Genomic DNA, 18,245 nt, shown 5'->3' with positions numbered 1-18,245 from the left:
GTGGTGGCTCCCCTTGTTTTGCCCTTTGTAGGCGGGCGGTGGCGGCGGGCAACCGGTGAATTTGGGTGGGGGCGTTCCTTAACCCTTCACCCACGCTGCCACCTCAGCCGCGAGCCGGTTGCTTGCTCGTGACAGCGCTCCGGCCACCGCTGCCGGCTGCTGCCTGGGCACCGGCTCTTCGGCGATGAAGCTTCTCAGCGCGACGGTGCCGGCGCTGCGCGGGCCGGCGAGTTGTGCATCATAACGCACGCGCACCATCGGATTGCCCCGCACATCCAGGCCGAATTCGCGCAAATGCCCGGTCAGCACGCGCGCCGCCGCAACATTGCCGCCGCGCGAATCGAGCACCGCAATGCCGGCCGCCGCCAGCCGATCGTTCAGCAGGCGCTGAAATTGCCGGTTGGGCTGTTCGGACCAGCTCGCACCCGCCAGATATTGCACGCTGGCGCCGTCCAACTGCACCGGCAGGCGCAGGGTCTGCAATTCCGCCGGCACATCGGGCACGGCGATGGCCAGCGTGTCGGCCAGCGCGGTCGGGCCAGCCCAGGCCGGCGGCGGCACGTCGCTGCGCAGCACCAGCAACGCGGCCGGCGCCGGGGCATTGCCGCCGATCTGCACCAGGGGGCCGCAGGCGCTGAGCGCCAGTGCCAGCGAAACCGGCAGGAGGGCTCGGATCATTTTTGGTCCTCCTTCGGTGGCTGATATTCGGGCAGGGTGCGGCCACCGATCAGCGTGCCGGCCGGGTCTTCGTCCAGCTTGGCGGCGACGGCGCCCAGCCGGCTGCTGGTTTCGCGCAATTCGCGGATCAATTGCGTGATTTCCGGCAGGGTCTGGTTCGACAGCATGTCCACCGCCGGTTGCGCATTGCCGGCAATGGCCTCCACCCTGGCCATGGTCGCCTGCGTGCTGGCGGCGGCGCGGCGCAGATCGGCGGCGAGGGGGCGGATGTCGCTTTCCACCACCGTCTGGCCCGATGCGGCCAAGGCATCGACGCGGTGCAGCGCGGCGGTGGCCGCGGCCATGGTGGCGCGAGCCTCGGTAAGCGCGGCGGCGAGATCAGGCGTGCTTTTCGCCAGCGCCGCGGTGGTCACATCCAGATTCTTCAGCATGCCGTTCAAGGCGGCGCGGTTTTCATCGCGCAGCACGTCGTTCAGCCGATCGGTGAGTTTCGCGACATTGGCGACGATTTCCGGTGCGGTGTTGAGCAGTTCGCCGAGGCCCCCGGTGCGCGCCGGGATAACCGGCACGCCATAGCGGCCCGGTTCGGTGATGGGCTCCGCGCCCTGCATCACGCCGCGCAACTGGATCTGCGACACGCCGGTGAAGCCGACGCCTTCCACGGCAGCCGTGGTGCCCTTCAGCACCGGCACATCCTCGTTCACCTGGATGCGCACCCGCACCAGTTGCGGCGATTCCAGTGGGATGCGGATTTCGGTGATCTTGCCCACCGGCACGCCGTTGAACGCCACCGGCGATCCCACCGCCAGGCCGTTCACCGATTGTTTGAAATAGATGTCGAAATCCTGATGATCGCCGCCGGAATAGCGCGAAAGCCAGACCACCATCACGAAAATGCCGATCACCATGGCCAGCGCCACCGCACCGACAAGAACGAAATTGCTGCGCTTTTCCATCAGGCTGCTTTCGTCTCATTGGGCGTGCCGCTGGTGGCGGCGCGGCCGCGGGCGCCGGCAAAATAGGCCTGCACCCAGGGATGATCAAAATTGCGCAACTGTTCGATGGTGCCGCACGCCAGCACCCGGCCTTCACCGAGCACCGCCACCCGATCGCAGATGGCGATCAGCGTATCGAGATCATGGGTGATCAGGAACAGGGTGAGCCCCAGCGTTTCCTTGAGCACCTTGATCAGATCATCGAAGGCAGCGGCCGAAATCGGATCGAGCCCGGCGGTGGGTTCATCAAGGAACAGCAGCGGCGGATCGAGCGCCAGCGCGCGGGCCAGGCCGGCGCGCTTCTTCATGCCGCCCGACAGTTCGGACGGGAATTTCGCGCCGGCATCGGCGGGCAGGCCGACCAGCCGCAGCCGCGCCGCCGCCAGCCCGGCCAGCACCGCATCGGGCAGCGCCAGATACTCGCGCATCGGCACTTCGATGTTTTCGGCCACCGTCAGCCCGGAAAACAGCGCGCCTTCCTGAAACAGCACGCCCCATTTGCGACGCAGCGCGCGCTGCGCTTCCGGGTCGGGATCGAGCGCATCATGGCCGAAAATCGCGATGCGGCCGGCGCGCGCGGTCTGCAACCCGATGATGGTACGCATCAGCACCGATTTGCCGCTGCCCGAACCGCCGACCAGGCCGAGAATCTCGCCCCTGGCCACATCGAGATCGAGCCCGTCGTGAATCACCTTGTCACCAAAGCCGGTGACCAGCCCGCGCACGCGCACCGCGACATCGGCATCGTCGGGCAAGGTGGGGGACAATATGGGGCCCTGGGCATCCATCAATTATAGCCCAGAAAGCTGAAGAAAAACGCGAACAGCGCATCGAACACGATCACCACGAAGATCGATTCGACCACCGCCTGCGTGGTGCTGTTGCCGACCGATTCGGCGTTGCCGGTGACGTTGAAACCGTGGAAACAGCCCATCAGCGCGATGATGAACCCGAACACCGGCGCCTTGACCATGCCGATGACGAAATCCGACAGCGGAATCACCTCCTGCAAGCGCAGCAGATAAGCGCCGGGCGGCATGTCCAGTTCCGCCCACACGAACAGACCGCCAGCGATCAGCGCGCACACGATGCCATAAAAGGCGAGGCCGAGCATCATCAGCGAGGCGGCGATCACCCGCGGGATCACCAGCACTTCGATGGGATCAAGGCCGATGGTGCGCAGCGCGTCGATTTCCTGATTCAGCTTCATCGATCCGATCTGCGCGGCAAACGCCGATCCCGACCGCCCCGCCACCATGATCGCCGTCAGCAAGATGCCCAGCTCGCGCGTGGTGGCGCGCCCGATCAGGTTGACCGTGAAGATGTCGGCGCCAAACTGGCGCAACTGTACCGCGCCCTGCTGCGCCACCACCAGCCCGACCAGAAACAGCAACAAGCCGACAATGCCGAGCGCGCTGACTCCGATGGCTTCGGCCTGGTGGATCACCGCATGGCCGCGCAGACGGCGCCGACCGATCAACGTCTGGGCCAGCACGACCAGCACTTCGCCGAGAAAGCCGACAAAGGACGCGACATTCTTCGCCTGAGCGGTCACGGCGCGGCCGATGCGTTCCAGCCGATCGATGATCGGGTTGCCGCGGGCGCGGCGCACCACCCGCAATGGCCGCACGATCAGCGCGCCGACCAACCGCTCCACATCGGGTGCGGCGCCTTCCAGCTGGGCCGGCACACCGGCTTCATTCCAGCGCTGCACCAGGCCATTGACCGCCCAGGCGCCCGCAGTGTCGATCCCGGTCACGCCCTTCAGATCGATGGCAAGGCCGAAGCCGGCCGGGCGGCGCCCCGTGAGCGCATTATCCAGTTCGGTGATCGAATCGAGCGTCAACCGGCCGGACAGCACGACGCGCGCGTCCGCCTGATCCGGCGGAGACCAATCGACGTCCCAAAGCTTGTCCATGACCATCGCCTGCAAACTGGTCTATGTGCTGACAAATGCCAAGTGTCGCATTTCCCCCAGCCCCCGCCGAAGTTGCGGTTTACGATCTGGATCGGACATTGACCGACGCCGGCAGCTGGGTGCCATTTCTGCGCTTCTGGATGCAGCATGTGGTGCCGTGGCGGCTGTTGCTGTTGCCGGTGGTGGCGCTGGGCGGGGTCGCGCACGGCCTGGGCTGGATGTCACGCGGCGGGTTGAAGGCCTGGTCGCATCGCTGGCTGATCGGTCCACGCGTATCGGCGGCGCAGCTGGCGGCGGTGGCAGAGGATTTTGCCGAGCAATTTGTGGCCGCGCACGCGCTGGCGCCGGCGCGGCTGGCGATTGCCGCCGATGCGCGGGCTGGGCGGCGGGTGGTGATCGCTTCGGCCAGCCACGGATTCTATGTGCGGGCCATTGCCGCCCGGCTGGGAGTGGCAGATGTGATCGCCACCGAAGCGGCGCGGGTGGGCGATGCTGTGCTGCCGGCGCTGGACGGCGAAAACAACTATGGCCCCGCCAAAGCGGCCGCGCTGGCAGCCTGGCTGGTGCGTGAGGGATTGCAAGGTGCGGTGGTGCACTTCACCAGCGACCATCACAGCGATCTGCCGTGTTTCGAGCTGGCGCTGGCCAGCGGCGGCCGCGTGTTGTGCGCCAACCCGTCGCGAAAGCTGGAGGCAATCGCCACGGCGCGCGGCTGGCCGATGGCGGTGTGGGGGCGGATTCAGGGCAGTCTGCTGGAACGGGCCTGAAGTTGATTTAACGCCCTCCCCGCAAGGGGGAGGGAACTGAAGTGCTTTGATTTCAACGATACTCTGTCTATCCCAGCCGCAATCGCAGCAGCGCCACGGCAGCAATCGCGCACCAGATGATGTTGAGCACGAACGACGGCACTGCGCCGTGCCAGCCGCTGTTCACCACAAAGCCGGCGGCGCCGAGCAGGTTGAGCCACTGGAACAGCGCGCCGCGCGCTTCGATGCGGCCGGCGCTGACCAGCGCAAAGCCGATCAGCACCAGCACCGCCCCCGTCCAGCCCACGATCTCGACCAGCAGGGGCAGATAGGCCATCAGGCGGCGAGCTTCCTCAGCACATAGGGTAGGATGCCGCCGGCATAATAATATTCCAGCTCCTGCTCGGTATCGATGCGGCACAGCACCGGGAATTCACCGCCGGTGCCATCGGCGCGCGTGAAGCGCACGGTCAGCATCTGGCGCGGTTTCAGATCGTCCAGGCCGGTCAGCTCGAAGGTCTCCGTGCCGGTCAGGCCAACCGTCTTGCGGTCGGTACCGGGTGCGAATTCCAGCGCCAGCACGCCCATGCCGACCAGATTGGACCGGTGGATGCGCTCGAAGCTTTCGGCGATCACCGCGCGCACGCCCAGCAGGGTGGTGCCCTTGGCCGCCCAATCGCGGCTGGAACCGGTGCCATATTCCTTGCCGGCGATCACCACCAGCGGCGTTCCATCCGCCTTGTAGGCCATGGCGGCGTCGTAAATGTCGAGCTTTGCGCCGGTCGGCACATGGGTCGTCACGCCGCCTTCCACGCCGGGCAGCATTTCGTTGCGGATGCGGATATTGGCGAAGGTGCCGCGCATCATCACTTCATGGTTGCCGCGGCGCGCGCCATAGGAGTTGAACTCGGCGGTCGAAACCTGGCGCTCGTTCAGATAGCGGCCGGCCGGGCTGGCTTGCTTGATGCTGCCGGCCGGGCTGATGTGATCGGTGGTGATGCTGTCCCCGAACATCGCCAGCGCACGGGCGCCGATGATGTCGGCCACCGGCGTCGGCGTCATGGTCATGCCTTCGAAATAGGGCGGGTTCTGCACATAGGTGGAGGCCGGGTTCCAGCGATAGGTGGCACCGCCTTCGACCTGCACGGCCTGCCAGCGTTCATCGCCATCGAACACATTGGCATAGCGCGCGGCGAACATTTCCGGCGTCACATTGGCCATCACCATGCCGGCGACTTCGGCGTTGGTCGGCCAGATGTCCTTCAGGTAGACCGGGCCATCGGTGCCCTGGCCGATCGGCTCGCGCGTAAGATCCTTGCGCATGGTGCCGGCCAGCGCATAGGCGACGACCAGCGGCGGGCTGGCCAGATAATTGGCCTTCACATCCGGCGACACGCGGCCTTCGAAATTGCGGTTGCCCGACAAGACCGAGCAGGCGACCAGATCGTTGGCGTTGATGGCTTCGGAAATCGGCTCCGGCAGCGGGCCGCTGTTGCCGATGCAGGTGGTGCAGCCATAGCCGACCAGGTTGAAGCCGAGCGCGTCCATGTCCGCCGACAGGCCCGACTTGTCGAAATAATCGGTGACGACCTTGGAACCCGGCGCGAAGCTGGTCTTCACCCACGGCTGGTTCTTCAGGCCGAGCGCGCGGGCCTTGCGGGCAACGAGGCCGGCAGCGACCAGCACGGCGGGGTTGGAGGTGTTGGTGCAACTGGTGATCGCGGCCAGCACGACATCGCCGTGGCCGATATCATAATTGGCGCCGGCCACCGGCACCCGCTGCGCCATCTGGTCGGCCTTGCCATAGCTGCCGGCGAGTTCGCGTTCATAGGCCGGCTTGGCGTCGGAGAGCAGCACCTTGTCCTGCGGGCGGCGCGGGCCGGCGAGGCTGGGCATCACGCTGCCCAGATCAAGCTCCAGCGTGTCGGTGAACACCGGATCGGGGGTTTCGGCATCGCGCCACAGGCCCTGCGCCTTGGCATAGGCTTCGACCAGGGCGACATTTTCCGGCGTGCGGCCCGACAGCACGAGATATTCGATGGTCTTGGTATCGACCGGGAAGAAGCCGCAGGTGGCGCCATATTCCGGCGCCATATTGGCCAGCGTGGCACGGTCCGCCAGGGTGAGCGCGTCGAGGCCAGGGCCATAATATTCGACAAAGCGCCCGACGACGCCCTTCTTGCGCAGCATCTGCGTGGCGGTGAGCACCAGATCGGTGGCAGTGACGCCTTCGGCCAGCGTGCCGACCAGCTTGAAACCGACGACTTCGGGGATCAGCATCGAAACCGGCTGGCCGAGCATCGCGGCCTCTGCCTCGATGCCGCCGACGCCCCAACCGAGCACGCCGAGGCCGTTGATCATCGTTGTGTGGCTGTCCGTGCCCACGACCGTATCGGGATAAGCGACGATCGCGCCGGACGTGTCAGCCGATGACCACACCGTCTTGGCGAGATATTCGAGATTGACCTGGTGGCAGATGCCGGTGCCGGGCGGCACCACCTGGAAATTGCGCAGCGCGCTGCTGCCCCAGCGCAGGAATTCATAGCGTTCGAGATTGCGGGCATATTCCAGCGCCATATTGTCTTCAAAGGCTTGCGGGTTGCCGAATTCATCGACCATCACGCTGTGATCGATGACCAGATCGACCGGCACCAGCGGATTGATCTTCACCGGATCGCCGCCCAGCTTGGTGATGGCATCGCGCATCGCCGCCAGATCAACGACGCACGGCACGCCGGTGAAATCCTGCATCAACACGCGCGCCGGGCGATAATTGATTTCATGATTGGACGTGCGCGGCCCCTGCCAATCGACAATCGCCTGCACATCGGCGACCTTCACCGTGCTGCCATCTTCAAAACGCAGCAGATTTTCCAGCAGCACCTTCATCGAATAAGGCAGGCGCGACACGTCCCCCAACTGCGCGGCAGCAGCCTCCAGGCTGTAATAGGCATATCCTTGCCCGGCGACATTCAGCGTGCGGCGGGTGTTGAGGCTGTCGTGCCCGATGGCGGTCATGGCGCTGGTTCCTGTGTGTGATTTTTGACAAGTTGCCGCACCGGTCTAGCCGAGATGCTGCACCGCGCAAAGCCTGCGCACGCACGCTTTGGGAACATTCGTGTCAAAGCCCGCACAGGTTGCGCGGGTGAAAAATCACACCGATAAGGGGGCCATGGCTTCCCCTGAGATTGATGCGCTGACCAATGCGCTGGCCCGGCTGCCGGGCCTGGGGCCGCGGTCCGCGCGGCGGGCCGTGTTGCATCTGATCAAGCGGCGCGAGGTGGCGTTGGTGCCGCTGCTCGATGCGCTTCGGGCTGTCGCCGCCAATCTGGTGGTGTGCGGGGTGTGCGGCAATGTCGAGACGCGTGATCCGTGCAGCATCTGCCGCGATCCGCGCCGGGATCCGTCCTTGCTGTGCGTGGTCGCCGATGTGGCCGATCTGTGGGCTCTCGATGGCCGGCACCTGTTTTCCGGGCGCTATCATGTGCTGGGCGGGCGATTGTCGGCGCTGGATGGGGTGGGGCCGGACGATCTGGCCATCCCGTCACTGATTGCGCGAGTTGGCGATGGCGAGGTGCGCGAGGTGGTGCTGGCGCTGTCGGCGACCATGGAGGGGCAGGCGACGATGCATTATGTCGCCGAGGCGCTGGCGGGCACGGGCGTGAAGGTCAGCCAGTTGGCGCAGGGCCTGCCGATGGGTGGGGAATTGGATTATCTGGATGAGGGCACGCTGGCGCTGGCGCTGAATGCGCGGCGGCCGGTGGGGTAAGTGCTCCCCTCCCTGCAAGGGAGGGGTCGGGGGAGGGTGCGAGCGCAGCGAGCCACGGTGTTGGGCTTTACGGCGAGAACCCACCCCCAGCCCCTCCCGCAAGCGGGAGGGGAGTAGATAGTGACAGGCGCGAAATGCTCCCCTCCCGCTTGCGGGAGGGGCTGGGGGTGGGGCTTTTTTACAGCTTCACCAGCATCTTGCCGGTGTTCTTGCCTTCGAACAGGCCGATGAACGCGTTCGGCGCTTCGGCGATGCCGTCTAGCACGGTTTCCTGCCATTTCAGCTTGCCGTGGCGGATCCAGGGGCCGACTTCGGCGAGGAAATCGCTGCGCAGGCCGGCGAATTCCATCACGATGAAGCCGCGGATCATCAGCGATTTGCCGACGATCTGGATCAGGTTCTTCGGGCCCGGCGACGGCTCGCTGTCGTTGTAGGCGGAGATCATGCCGCATTCGATCAGGCGCGCGAACGGGCGGGCGACTTCGATGGCGACTTCCAGATGCTCGCCGCCGACATTGTCGAAATAAATGTCGATGCCCTTCGGTGCGGCGGCCTGCACCGCGGCCAGCAGATTGCCGCAGGTGCGATAATTGATGACATGATCGACGCCCAGGCCCTTGAGCCAGTCGCACTTCTCATCGCTGCCAGCCGTGGCGACCACGGTGCAGCCCTTCAGCTTGGCGACCTGGGCGACGATGCTGCCAACCGCGCCGGCGGCGCCCGACACGAACACCACGTCGCCGGGCTTGGGCTTGCCGATCTGGGTGAGGCCGGCCCAGGCGGTGAGGCCGGGCATGCCAAGCACGCCCAGGAAGGCCTCCATCGGAATGCCCGACGGCACATCGAGCTTCTCCAGCGCCGCAGCCGGGGCGACAAACGCCTCGCGCCAGCCGAACATCGACAAGACAATGTCGCCGGCTTTCAGCTTGTCGGATTTGCTCTCCACCACCACGCCGACGGCGCCGCCCTGCAACGCCTCGCCAATGGCGAACGGCGGCACATAGGACGGCCGGTCATACATGCGGCCGCGCATGTACGGATCGACGCTCATATATTTGTTGTGCACCAGCACGTCGCCGTCGCCGGGGGCGGCAAGGGCGCTGTCGGCCAGTTCGAAATCGGTGGCGGCGGGCACACCGACGGGGCGGGCGGCGAGGCGGATTTCACGGGGCATGGCTTGGTTTCTCCTGTGTGCACCCGTCATAGGCGCAAATGGCGGCCGCGCCACCTCTTGGCTGAGGGAGGGGGCGATAGTCAGGCACTTGGGGTCAGGCGCGGGTCAGCGTGCGCTTGAACGCGGCGACCACATCCGGGTCATAATGGGCGCCGGCCGCCTGCTCCAGAACGGCCAGCGCGGCGTCGAGGCCCAGCGCCGGACGGTATGGCCGGTGATTGACCATCGCATCGGCGGTATCGGCCACGGTCAATATCCGGGCTTCCAGCAGGATCTGGTCGCCGGCAAGACCGAAGGGATAGCCTGAGCCATCCAGCCGTTCGTGATGCTGGCGCACGATATCGGCAACCGGCTGCGCGAACTGGACACGGCTGAGCACCTGATAACCGGCCTCGACATGCAGCTTGACCAGATCATGTTCCAAAGCGGTCAGGCCGGTCGGTTTCACCAGCAGTTCGACCGGGATGGCATTCTTGCCGATGTCGTGGACCAGGGCCGCCAGGCGGACAATCCGGCAGCGCTCGTCGCTCAGCCCCATCTCCCTGGCGATCCGATCGGCCAATGTGGCCACATTCTGCTGGTGGCCGGCGGTATAGGGATCGCGCATCTCGATCATTTCGGCCATGGCCAGCAGCGATTGTTCAAGGGCGAGGTCCTGCTGGGCCACATGGGCTTTCGTCTGTTCCCGCAGCTCCTGCTGTTCGGTCACATCGTGAAAGCAGACCACCAGATTCTCCACCGTGCCATCGGTGGTGCGCAGCACGGGCCGGGCGCTGAGCCGGATCCAGCGGCGGCGGCCATCGGGGTGGGGAACGCCGAGCAACTGGTTGTCCAGCCCGATGCCGGTGCGCACCACCTGCATGATCGGATGTTCCTGACCGGCAAACACCGATCCATCCTCCCGGGTCACATGCCATTCGCCCTTCACCGGGCTCCAGCCGATCATGTCGGCCTCCTTATAGCCCAATATGGCTTCGGCGGCCGGATTGACCCGGATCACGCGGCCATCGGCATGATGATAGACGACCCCCGTGCTCATGGTTTCGAACAGCACGCGATAATGAAGATCGCTGTGCAGCAGTTGGTCACGGACATCGGCCAGATCGGTGATGTCGGTGGCGGTCAATGTGATGCTGGTGCACGGGCCTTGCAGCGGTTGTCGCTTGAGGCGCAGGTGCCAGCGCCGTCCCAGCGCACCGATATGGTCATGTTCTGACGTGCCGCTTGCCAGCACCTCGTCGATATAGGCCTTCCAGTCGGTTTCTGTTCCACCGTTGACGGCAGTGCGCAGATCGACGCCAGCGGGATCATCCAATCCCAAGGCGCGCGACAGCCAGGCATTGCCGGCATCATTGCCATACATCAGCTCAAAGCCGGGGTAGGCCATCACCAGCACCACATCAGGCATCTGGGCGATGAGGTCATTCGCAAGTGACTTGGCCAGAGCAGGTTTCGTGCGTGTGCTAAGCATCAACCCCCCGGTTCAACACGGCTTGTCGACGATGCGGCGCCGTCACCAGCACCCAGCCATCAATATATCCAAATTGAACAGTATCACGAAGAAATTGCAAATGACATCCGCTTCATCGCTTCCTATCCTTTGGTATCGAAGAGGCTCACCGCCACCAACCGGCACGCCGGCGAAATTACATTTAACAATTATTCGCGCATGTTTTGCTCGAGATTTTTCATGATTGGTTTCTGGTTCTTCAGCGTCGATCAGGCAGAGCTGGTTCCAGGGGATCAGATGTCACCGCCGGGATTTGCCGATGCGGGGAAAGAATATTGTGGATCATCACGGACCGCATGACCTGCGGCGCCATCTGCAATTGTGATGTTGATCAAGTGGCGCGCAGCGGCCTGCGCGTTGATGGTGCACCTGGTGCCTGTGGTGCTTCAGTCCGGACGATGGCGCGACACGGAAGGGTGGGCTGGCCCGAAACCGCCGGCGAAAATTTGCAATGCCCGATCAGATTTCGACCTGACTGCCCAATTCCACCACACGGTTCGTCGGCAGCTTGAAGAAATCCATCGCGCTTTCGGCGTTGCGCATCATCCAGCTGAACAGATGTTCGCGCCAGATCGCCATGCCGGGCTTGTCGCTGGCCAGCAAAGTCTGGCGCGACAGGAAGAAGCTGGTTTCCATCATCTTCAGCTTCGGCCCGCAGTTTTCCACCGTCTTCAGCACGGCCGGGATGTCGATTTCCTGCATGAAGCCATAGCGGATGAGGATGCGATAGAAACCGCCACCCAATTCGCGCACGCCGATGCGATCCTCGTCGGAAACGTACGGCACTTCATCGATCACCACGGTCAGGATCATGATGCGTTCGTGCAGGATCTTGTTGTGTTTCAGATTGTGCAGCAGCGCCTGCGGCACGCCCACCGGCGATGTCGTCATGAACACCGCAGTGCCGGGCACGCGGGTGGCGGCGGCGGCGGCCGATTTGATGAACACCTCGATCGGCATCGACGAATCACGCAACCGATCCTGCATCAGCGCGCGGCCTCGCGACCAGGTGGTCAGGCCGGTGAAGCCGATGAGGCCGATGACCAGCGGGAACCAGCCGCCATCAGGCACCTTGGTGAGATTGGAGGCGAAATAGGCGAAATCGACGATGGCAAACACGGCCAGCAGCGGCGCCGCCCACCACATCGGCCAGCGCCAGATGGTGAGCACCAGCACGCCGAGCAGCAGCGTATCGATGAACATCGTGCCGGTCACGGCGATGCCATAGGCCGCTGCCAGGTTGGACGAGGATTGGAAGCCGAACACCAACGCCATCACCAGCACCAGCAGGGTCCAGTTCACTGCCGGGATGTAGATCTGTCCGAAGGCCGAAGCCGAGGTGTGCACGATCTTCATGCGCGGCAGGAAGCCCAGTTGAATCGCCTGCTGCGTCACCGAAAACGCGCCCGAAATCACCGCCTGGCTGGCGATGATGGTGGCCAGCGTCGCCAGCACCACCAGCGGCAGGCGCGCCCATTCCGGCGCCATCAGGAAGAAGGGATTGGCCACCGCTTCCGGTGTGACCATCAGCAGGGCGCCCTGGCCGAGATAGTTGATCATCAGCGCCGGCAGCACCAGCGCATACCAGGCCAGCCGGATCGGCTTGCGGCCGAAATGCCCCATGTCGGCATAGAGCGCCTCTGCGCCGGTCACGGCCAGCACGACACTGCCCAGCGCCAGGAAGGCCGCCAGCGGCGAATCGAGGATGAAGGCGGCGGCATGCCAGGGATTGAGCGCGGCGAGAATGCCGGGATAATCGAGGATGTTCACCACCCCCAGCACCGCCAGCGTAGCAAAATACACCAGCACGATCGGGCCAAAGATGGCGCCGACGCGCTGCGTGCCGCGGCTCTGGAAGAAGAACAAAGCCAGCAGGATGGTGATGGCGATCGGCACCACCACGGGGGCCATGCTGGCTTCGACCACAGTGATGCCCTCCACCGCCGACAGCACCGACATGGCCGGCGTGATGATGGCATCGCCAAAGAACAGCGCGGTGGCCAGCACGCCGAGCAGGATCAATTGCGCCGAGCGTGTGTCCCCCGGCGACAGGCGCGAGATCAGCGCCAGCAGTGCCAGCGATCCGCCTTCACCGCGATTGTCGGCGCGCATGATGACCATGACATATTTCAATGTCACCACCAGCATCATCGTCCAGAAAATCAGCGAGACGACGCCAAAGACGTGCAGCCCATCCACCGCCAGCTTGTGGTGGCCACCAAAGGTTTCCTTGAAGGCATAAAGCGGGCTGGTGCCGATATCGCCGAACACCACACCGACAGCCCCAACCGCCAGCTTGAGCAGCGATTGATGCCCGTGATCGGTCTGAGCGGCTGCGGACGGTGCGCCGTGGTTCGACATGCAGGTGCCCACTTGTTGCAGGACGCGCGGCCTATCACAGGGCCTGCCATGCTGCAATGCGGCAGGCGGCTCGAGATGCTGGTGAAGCGCACCAAGCCGGGCTATGGCGATGTCGACCGGAGGCGAACCCATGCGCATTGGCTTTCTGCTCTACGACAATCTCACCCAGCTCGATCTGACCGGGCCGGCGCAGGTGCTCAGCCGCTTGCCGGGCGCGCAGGTGGACTATGTGGCGGCCACGCTGGCCCCGGTGATGAGCGACTGCCGGCTGGCGCTGATGCCCACCATCACCATGGCCGATGCCGGCCAGTATGATCTGCTCTGCGTGCCGGGCGGCTTCGGCTGTTCGGCGGTGATGAATGACGCCGTGGTGCTCGATTGGCTGCGGGCGCAGGCGCCGGGCCTGAAGTATCTGACCAGCGTGTGCACCGGATCCTTGATCCTGGCCGCCGCCGGCCTGCTGCAGGGCCGCCGTGCCGGCTGCCATTGGGCGTGGGGTGAGTATCTGGCGCTGTTCGGTGCCGAATTCGTCGCGGAGCGCACGGTGATCGATGGCAACATCATCACCGCTGGCGGCGTCACCAGCGGCATCGATTTCGCCTTTCGCATCGCCGAACATCTGCACGGGCGCGATCTGGCCGATGTGCTGCGGCTGGCGCTGGAATATGATCCGGACCAGGCGCCGGGCGGCACCCCGGCCAGCGCCCGACCGGAGATATTGGCGCAGGTGCAAGCCATCAACGCCACCCGCATCGGCCAACGCGATGCCGAAATCCGCAGCGCTGCTGCAAGTTTTGCCGGAGACCAATCATGAAGACGATCCTCGCTGTTGCTGCCCTGATTGCCGCTGCGCCGGCTTTTGCCATACCCACGCCGGTGGTGGTGCGGGTGCTGTCCCAGGGCGCCAAGTTCATCGGTGACGGCATGGGCGGCGTGGAGGTGACGTTGGTCGATGTCGCCACCGGCAAGACGGTGAAGCAGGGCAAGGTGATCGGCGGCACCGGCGACACCGCGCGCATCATGAACGGTGCACCGCGCGGCGAACGGCTGGCCACCGAAGGTGTGGCGACCTTTGCCACCATGCTCGACATCGATGTGCCCACGCAGTTGCAGTTGACGGTGAACGGCCCGCTGAAGCCCGCCGGCACCGCGGTCTCGCTCACCACCACGCGCTGGCTGATCCCCGGCCAGCCGATTGCCGGCGATGGCTGGGTGGTGGAATTGCCCGGCCTGGCGCTGACCGCAAAGCGTGAAGGCGGGCGTGTCGTCGCCGATGTGTCGATGCTGTGCGGCTGCCCGATCGCACCGGGATCGCTGTGGGATGCCAAGCGCTTCCGCATCGACGCCTGGGTGGGCGACAAGCGGGTGCCGCTCACATACGCCGGGCAGACCGGGCGCTTTGCTGGCGAGGTGCCGGCGGGTGCGACCTGGGTGACGGCGCTCGATGCGCTGTCGGGCGCCAGCAGTGCAGTCAAGCTGACGCCCTGAGCGCCCTCAGCGCGATGGGAATGCCGAGCAGCGAAATCAGTGCATCGGTAAAGAACAGCGCGCGGGTTTCGCCCAGCGTGGTCGCCAGCCCCCACGCCGCGAACGAGGCCGCGGTCACCAGGCCATAGGCCAGCGCGAGCAGCGCCAGCGGCCGGTCTCGCGTCGCGGCCCAGCGCGCGGCGATGGTGATGGCGGCGGGGAGGAACAGAAACAGATAAAGGCCCTCCACCACGGTCACGGCGCGGCGGGTGGGCGGCGCGGCCCAATCGCCTGGGTAGGGCCACAACAGCCAGCCCTGCCAAGCGTACAGCCCGGCCATAGCCAGTTCGGCGAGCAGCCACAGCCGCAACAGCGCGTCCGCAACGTCGGGAGATTTTTCCGCCATGCCGTGGCCATAGCGCGGCGGATGGCGCAGCGCGAGACTGGCGGGGTGAACCTTCGCGTCCGAAGATGGTATTGAGCCCTGGAAGGACGTTGAGATGGCATTGATCACCCGTTTTGTCACCCGCTCGCTGGCCGCCGTTGCCACCCGCCAGATCGCCGCACGCGTGGCGCATGGCGGGCTGGGGCCGATCGGCAATGCTGCGGCGGTGGCGCTGCCGTTCGTGCTCAGCCGTGTGTCGCCGCTCGGCCTGGCGGCGGTGGCGGTGGGCGCCTGGGCGGTGGGGCGGCTGGCGCAGGACGCGCCGGCGCCAGCTGCAGACCGCGCGCCGGCGGATTATTGAGGCCATTTCCCCTCTCCCCTCGCGGGAGAGGGGTGCGAGGCGAAGCCGAGCGGGGAGAGGGAATGCTCCGGGGTGACCACGGTTGCACCCCCTCACCCTCCCGCCGCTTCGCGGCGGGCCCCTCCCTCTCCCGCGGGGGGAGAGGGGTATGTGATTGCACCGGTCACCACGCGCCGCTATCCCGAGACCGGTTTTGGGAGGCTCTATGATCGTCCGTGGTATTTCGTTGGCCGCACTGGCCCTTGCGCTGGCGCTGCCCGCCCTGGCGCAAACCGCCGACAAGTCCCCCGAAAAAGCATCCGACGCCATCCCCGCCCCCAATCGCGTCACCGCCAAGCGCGCCGGCACGTTCGGCGGCATCAAGATGAATTACACCGCCATCGTCGGCGAGACCTACCTGAAGGACAAGGACGGCAAGCCCACCGCCGCCATCTTCTCCACCACCTATCTGAAGGACGCGCCCGAACCGAACCGTCCGGTGTTCTTCCTGTTCAACGGCGGCCCCGGATCGGGCAGCCTGTGGCTGCACATGGGCGCCTTCGGGCCGAAGCGGGTGAATATCCCCGATGCCAAGGATGACGGCGCGCCGCCCTATGACATCAGCGACAATCCCGAATCGCTGCTTGATGTCGCCGATCTGGTGTTCATCGATCCGGTCGGCACGGGCTGGAGCCATGCGCTGGGCAAGACCGATCCCAAGGAATTCTGGGGTGTCAAATCCGACGCCGAATCCGTCGCGCAATTCGTCCGCCTGTGGCTGAACGAGCACAATCGCTGGAACGCACCGAAATTCCTCGGCGGCGAATCCTATGGCACAACCCGCTCCGCCGCGGTCGCCCATGAACTCAACCGGCAATACAACGATGTCGCGCTGAACGGCGTCATCCTGATCTCCACCATCCTCGATTTCGGGCTGGAGGCCGAGGATGAAGGCAATGAAATGCAATATATGGGCCTGCTGCCCAGCTATGCCACCGCCGCCTGGTATCACGGCAAGGTGACGAACAAGCCCGCAAACGTCGCCGATTGGGCCGCCGAAGCCCGCGCCTTTGCCGGCGGCCCCTACATCACCGCGTTGATCAAGGGCAACAGCCTGCCCGCCGATGAACGCGCCGCCATCCGCAAGCAACTCGCCCGCTTCACCGGCCTTTCCGAAACCTATCTCGAACAGGCCAATCTGCGCGTCACCCCGGGGCGCTTCTACAAGGAACTGCTGCGCGATCGGGGCCTTTCCATCGGCCGGCTCGATGCGCGCTACACCGGCAAGGATTACGACAATGCCGGCGAAACCCCCGACAATGATCCCAGCTTCTATGGCATCGATGCCTCCTACCCGGCGGCGGTGAACGCCTATCTGCGCGGTGATCTCGGCTACAAGACCGACCTGTCCTATGTCTCCATCGGCGGCGTCGGCCGCTGGGATTGGCGGCTGGGCAACGGGCGGGATTCCTACATCAACGTCGCCCCCGGCCTCGCCCGCACGCTGCGGGAAAACAGCCACCTGAAGGTCTGGGTCGGCCAGGGCTGGTATGATTTCGCCACGCCGTTCCACATGGCCGAATATTCCATGAACCGCCCCGGCTGGCCGACCGACCGCGTCGAGTATCATTATTACGACGCCGGCCACATGATGTATGTGCGCGCGGCTGATCGGCTGAAACTGTCGAACGATATCCGCGATTTCATCCGCCGGCAGCGTTGAACGGCGCCGCCGGCCAATCCGGCGCCAATATATCGTCGTCCGGACCCTGCGGCATCGCGGCAAGCGCCCGCAATTCCGCCCGCAGTTTTGCCACACTTGCCGAATCCGGCGGGATTCGGGGTTTCAAAGCGTCCGTTCTTTGCCGATCCAGCCGCTTGAGGTGATACAGCAGCAGCCGCACATCCGCGGGCCGTCGCCGCACCGCCACCACCACACCCTCCCGCTCGATCACCTCCTCCTCACCGTCCAGCAACCGGTCCATCGCAAGATCCTCGATCAAGCGGCCCCGGTCCGCCAGCGCCGCATCCCAGGCCGCCGCAAAATCGACGCTGTGGGCCTGCCGCCGCAACCAATAAGCCGATTGCTTCGTCATCCCCGCACTGCGCGCCGCCGCCGAGACGTTCCCATGCAGGGCAAGATGATCAAGAAACCGCTGCTGCCGCTCCGGCGACCAGCCATTGTGCTGCGGACGCAAAGAGGTTTTGGGGGCGGGGGGCGTGTTGCTGCTCATGGATTTGGTATAACCCATTGGCGGGGTTGTAGGACAGACCGGGAACGGAGGAAGTGGAGCCTCCGGCGGGCAGGGACTCGTCCCTGCACCCGTGAGTTTTCGTGAGCACCTATCGCGGCAGTCAGCGAATGGCCATTGCGCCGGATTCCCCGCCGCCCTAGAATCCGGTTTGTACGGCAATTGCAGAAAGGTGTAGAGGCCGCACAGTAGCATAGGACAATCCAGTATGGGCATCGAAACTCAAGCAATCCTGCCCGGTCATTTGACGGCAGAAAATGTCTGCGAGCTTCTGGCCACACAGTGCGGCGTGACGCGCGCTGTTGCCAGGCCCATGCATCGGCCCGAGTACAAGATCATAGAGTTCGTTGATCGCAGCGGCTCGCTTCAGGCTTTGAACCTCTTTTTGAACTCCTACGCCGCTTCGGACTATGCGGACGTGTTCACAGGCAACAGCACACTTGCCACGTTGGAGTTCAGCCCGCCCAACTTTGAGGTTCTAAGCGCCCTTGCTGGCGAAACTGGGGGCTATGTCCAGCGTATTGGCGGAGAGTCGTGGTCAAAGGTCGCGGCGCGCGTGGCATAGGGGGCATTGGGGGCAAACCGGACCTTGCAAATGGTCAGGTGCCCCCTCGCACAAATTCACCAATTTATACGTCGTTGAGTGCAGA

General features: G+C 64.9%; 18 protein-coding genes. 7 read left to right on the top strand and 11 right to left on the bottom strand.

From position 1 onward, the window contains the following. Window positions 1-78 precede the first annotated feature (78 nt). Genes ABWP22_RS12195 through ABWP22_RS12180 form a run of 4 tightly spaced genes read right to left on the bottom strand, consistent with a single transcriptional unit; the run spans window position 79 to window position 3,591 of the window. Window positions 79-678, bottom strand: a complete 600-nt coding sequence (locus ABWP22_RS12195) for an ABC-type transport auxiliary lipoprotein family protein (RefSeq protein WP_353200251.1) — start codon at window positions 676-678, stop codon at window positions 79-81. Next, the gene (locus tag ABWP22_RS12190; RefSeq protein ID WP_353200250.1) at window positions 675-1,634 is read right to left on the bottom strand and encodes an MlaD family protein; all 960 of its coding nucleotides are present in this window, start codon (window positions 1,632-1,634) and stop codon (window positions 675-677) included. The genes ABWP22_RS12195 and ABWP22_RS12190 overlap by 4 nt, the downstream gene beginning before the upstream one ends. Then, the gene (locus tag ABWP22_RS12185) at window positions 1,634-2,461 is read right to left on the bottom strand and encodes an ABC transporter ATP-binding protein (protein WP_353200249.1); all 828 of its coding nucleotides are present in this window, start codon (window positions 2,459-2,461) and stop codon (window positions 1,634-1,636) included. Before ABWP22_RS12185 ends, ABWP22_RS12190 begins: the two co-directional genes overlap by 1 nt. Beyond that, entirely contained in the window at window positions 2,461-3,591 is a 1,131-nt protein-coding gene (locus ABWP22_RS12180) for an ABC transporter permease (protein ID WP_353200248.1), read from the bottom strand. The genes ABWP22_RS12185 and ABWP22_RS12180 overlap by 1 nt, the downstream gene beginning before the upstream one ends. Window positions 3,592-3,626: 35 nt before the next feature. Here ABWP22_RS12180 and ABWP22_RS12175 point away from each other — a divergent pair, with 35 nt between their 5' ends. Further along, on the top strand, window positions 3,627-4,358 hold the full coding sequence (locus tag ABWP22_RS12175; RefSeq protein WP_353200247.1) for an HAD family hydrolase: 732 nt from the start codon (window positions 3,627-3,629) through the stop codon (window positions 4,356-4,358). A gap of 67 nt (window positions 4,359-4,425) precedes the next feature. Here the strand turns inward: ABWP22_RS12175 and ABWP22_RS12170 are convergent, their stop codons facing one another. Beyond that, complete coding sequence (locus tag ABWP22_RS12170) at window positions 4,426-4,674, bottom strand: CBU_0592 family membrane protein (RefSeq protein ID WP_353200246.1); 249 nt, start codon at window positions 4,672-4,674, stop codon at window positions 4,426-4,428. Beyond that, the gene (acnA, locus tag ABWP22_RS12165) at window positions 4,674-7,355 is read right to left on the bottom strand and encodes an aconitate hydratase AcnA (RefSeq protein ID WP_353200245.1); all 2,682 of its coding nucleotides are present in this window, start codon (window positions 7,353-7,355) and stop codon (window positions 4,674-4,676) included. Before acnA ends, ABWP22_RS12170 begins: the two co-directional genes overlap by 1 nt. Before the next feature lie 154 nt (window positions 7,356-7,509). Between acnA and recR the strand changes: the two genes are divergently transcribed. Then, window positions 7,510-8,106 (top strand): recombination mediator RecR, encoded by a 597-nt coding sequence (gene recR / locus ABWP22_RS12160; RefSeq protein ID WP_353200244.1) that lies wholly within the window; start codon window positions 7,510-7,512, stop codon window positions 8,104-8,106. A 178-nt stretch (window positions 8,107-8,284) separates the two neighbouring features. Here the strand turns inward: recR and ABWP22_RS12155 are convergent, their stop codons facing one another. The 3 genes from ABWP22_RS12155 to ABWP22_RS12145 form a co-directional block, all read right to left on the bottom strand. Beyond that, on the bottom strand, window positions 8,285-9,280 hold the full coding sequence (locus ABWP22_RS12155; RefSeq protein ID WP_353200243.1) for an NADP-dependent oxidoreductase: 996 nt from the start codon (window positions 9,278-9,280) through the stop codon (window positions 8,285-8,287). Between the two features lie 94 nt (window positions 9,281-9,374). Continuing rightward, window positions 9,375-10,688: an HD domain-containing phosphohydrolase gene (locus ABWP22_RS12150; protein ID WP_353200242.1), complete on the bottom strand. Its 1,314-nt coding sequence runs from the start codon at window positions 10,686-10,688 to the stop codon at window positions 9,375-9,377. A gap of 561 nt (window positions 10,689-11,249) precedes the next feature. After that, window positions 11,250-13,151 (bottom strand): potassium transporter Kup, encoded by a 1,902-nt coding sequence (locus ABWP22_RS12145; RefSeq protein WP_353200241.1) that lies wholly within the window; start codon window positions 13,149-13,151, stop codon window positions 11,250-11,252. 130 nt (window positions 13,152-13,281) lie between these two features. On the opposite strand from ABWP22_RS12145, the gene ABWP22_RS12140 reads away from it, so the two are divergent. Together ABWP22_RS12140 and ABWP22_RS12135 are read left to right on the top strand one after the other, a co-directional pair. Then, window positions 13,282-13,965: a DJ-1/PfpI family protein gene (locus tag ABWP22_RS12140; protein ID WP_353200240.1), complete on the top strand. Its 684-nt coding sequence runs from the start codon at window positions 13,282-13,284 to the stop codon at window positions 13,963-13,965. Then, window positions 13,962-14,639, top strand: coding sequence for a hypothetical protein (locus ABWP22_RS12135; protein ID WP_353200239.1), 678 nt, complete (start codon window positions 13,962-13,964; stop codon window positions 14,637-14,639). Before ABWP22_RS12140 ends, ABWP22_RS12135 begins: the two co-directional genes overlap by 4 nt. Here the strand turns inward: ABWP22_RS12135 and ABWP22_RS12130 are convergent. Beyond that, entirely contained in the window at window positions 14,623-15,024 is a 402-nt protein-coding gene (locus ABWP22_RS12130; protein ID WP_353200238.1) for a hypothetical protein, read from the bottom strand. The genes ABWP22_RS12135 and ABWP22_RS12130 overlap by 17 nt on opposite strands. A 94-nt stretch (window positions 15,025-15,118) precedes the next feature. Here ABWP22_RS12130 and ABWP22_RS12125 point away from each other — a divergent pair, with 94 nt between their 5' ends. Together ABWP22_RS12125 and ABWP22_RS12120 are read left to right on the top strand one after the other, a co-directional pair. After that, entirely contained in the window at window positions 15,119-15,364 is a 246-nt protein-coding gene (locus ABWP22_RS12125) for a hypothetical protein (protein ID WP_353200237.1), read from the top strand. 205 nt (window positions 15,365-15,569) lie between these two features. Next, window positions 15,570-17,066, top strand: a complete 1,497-nt coding sequence (locus tag ABWP22_RS12120; protein WP_353200236.1) for a S10 family peptidase — start codon at window positions 15,570-15,572, stop codon at window positions 17,064-17,066. Here ABWP22_RS12120 and ABWP22_RS12115 read toward each other — a convergent pair. Further along, on the bottom strand, window positions 17,047-17,439 hold the full coding sequence (locus ABWP22_RS12115; protein ID WP_353200235.1) for a hypothetical protein: 393 nt from the start codon (window positions 17,437-17,439) through the stop codon (window positions 17,047-17,049). The genes ABWP22_RS12120 and ABWP22_RS12115 overlap by 20 nt on opposite strands. A 364-nt stretch (window positions 17,440-17,803) precedes the next feature. Here ABWP22_RS12115 and ABWP22_RS12110 point away from each other — a divergent pair, with 364 nt between their 5' ends. Then, complete coding sequence (locus tag ABWP22_RS12110; protein WP_353200234.1) at window positions 17,804-18,160, top strand: hypothetical protein; 357 nt, start codon at window positions 17,804-17,806, stop codon at window positions 18,158-18,160. Window positions 18,161-18,245 lie beyond the last annotated feature (85 nt).

Source organism: Sandarakinorhabdus sp. (genome assembly GCF_040398665.1).
In the GTDB taxonomy this organism is placed as follows: Bacteria; Pseudomonadota; Alphaproteobacteria; order Sphingomonadales; family Sphingomonadaceae; genus Sandarakinorhabdus.
This window is presented reverse-complemented; position numbering and strand designations above follow the sequence as displayed.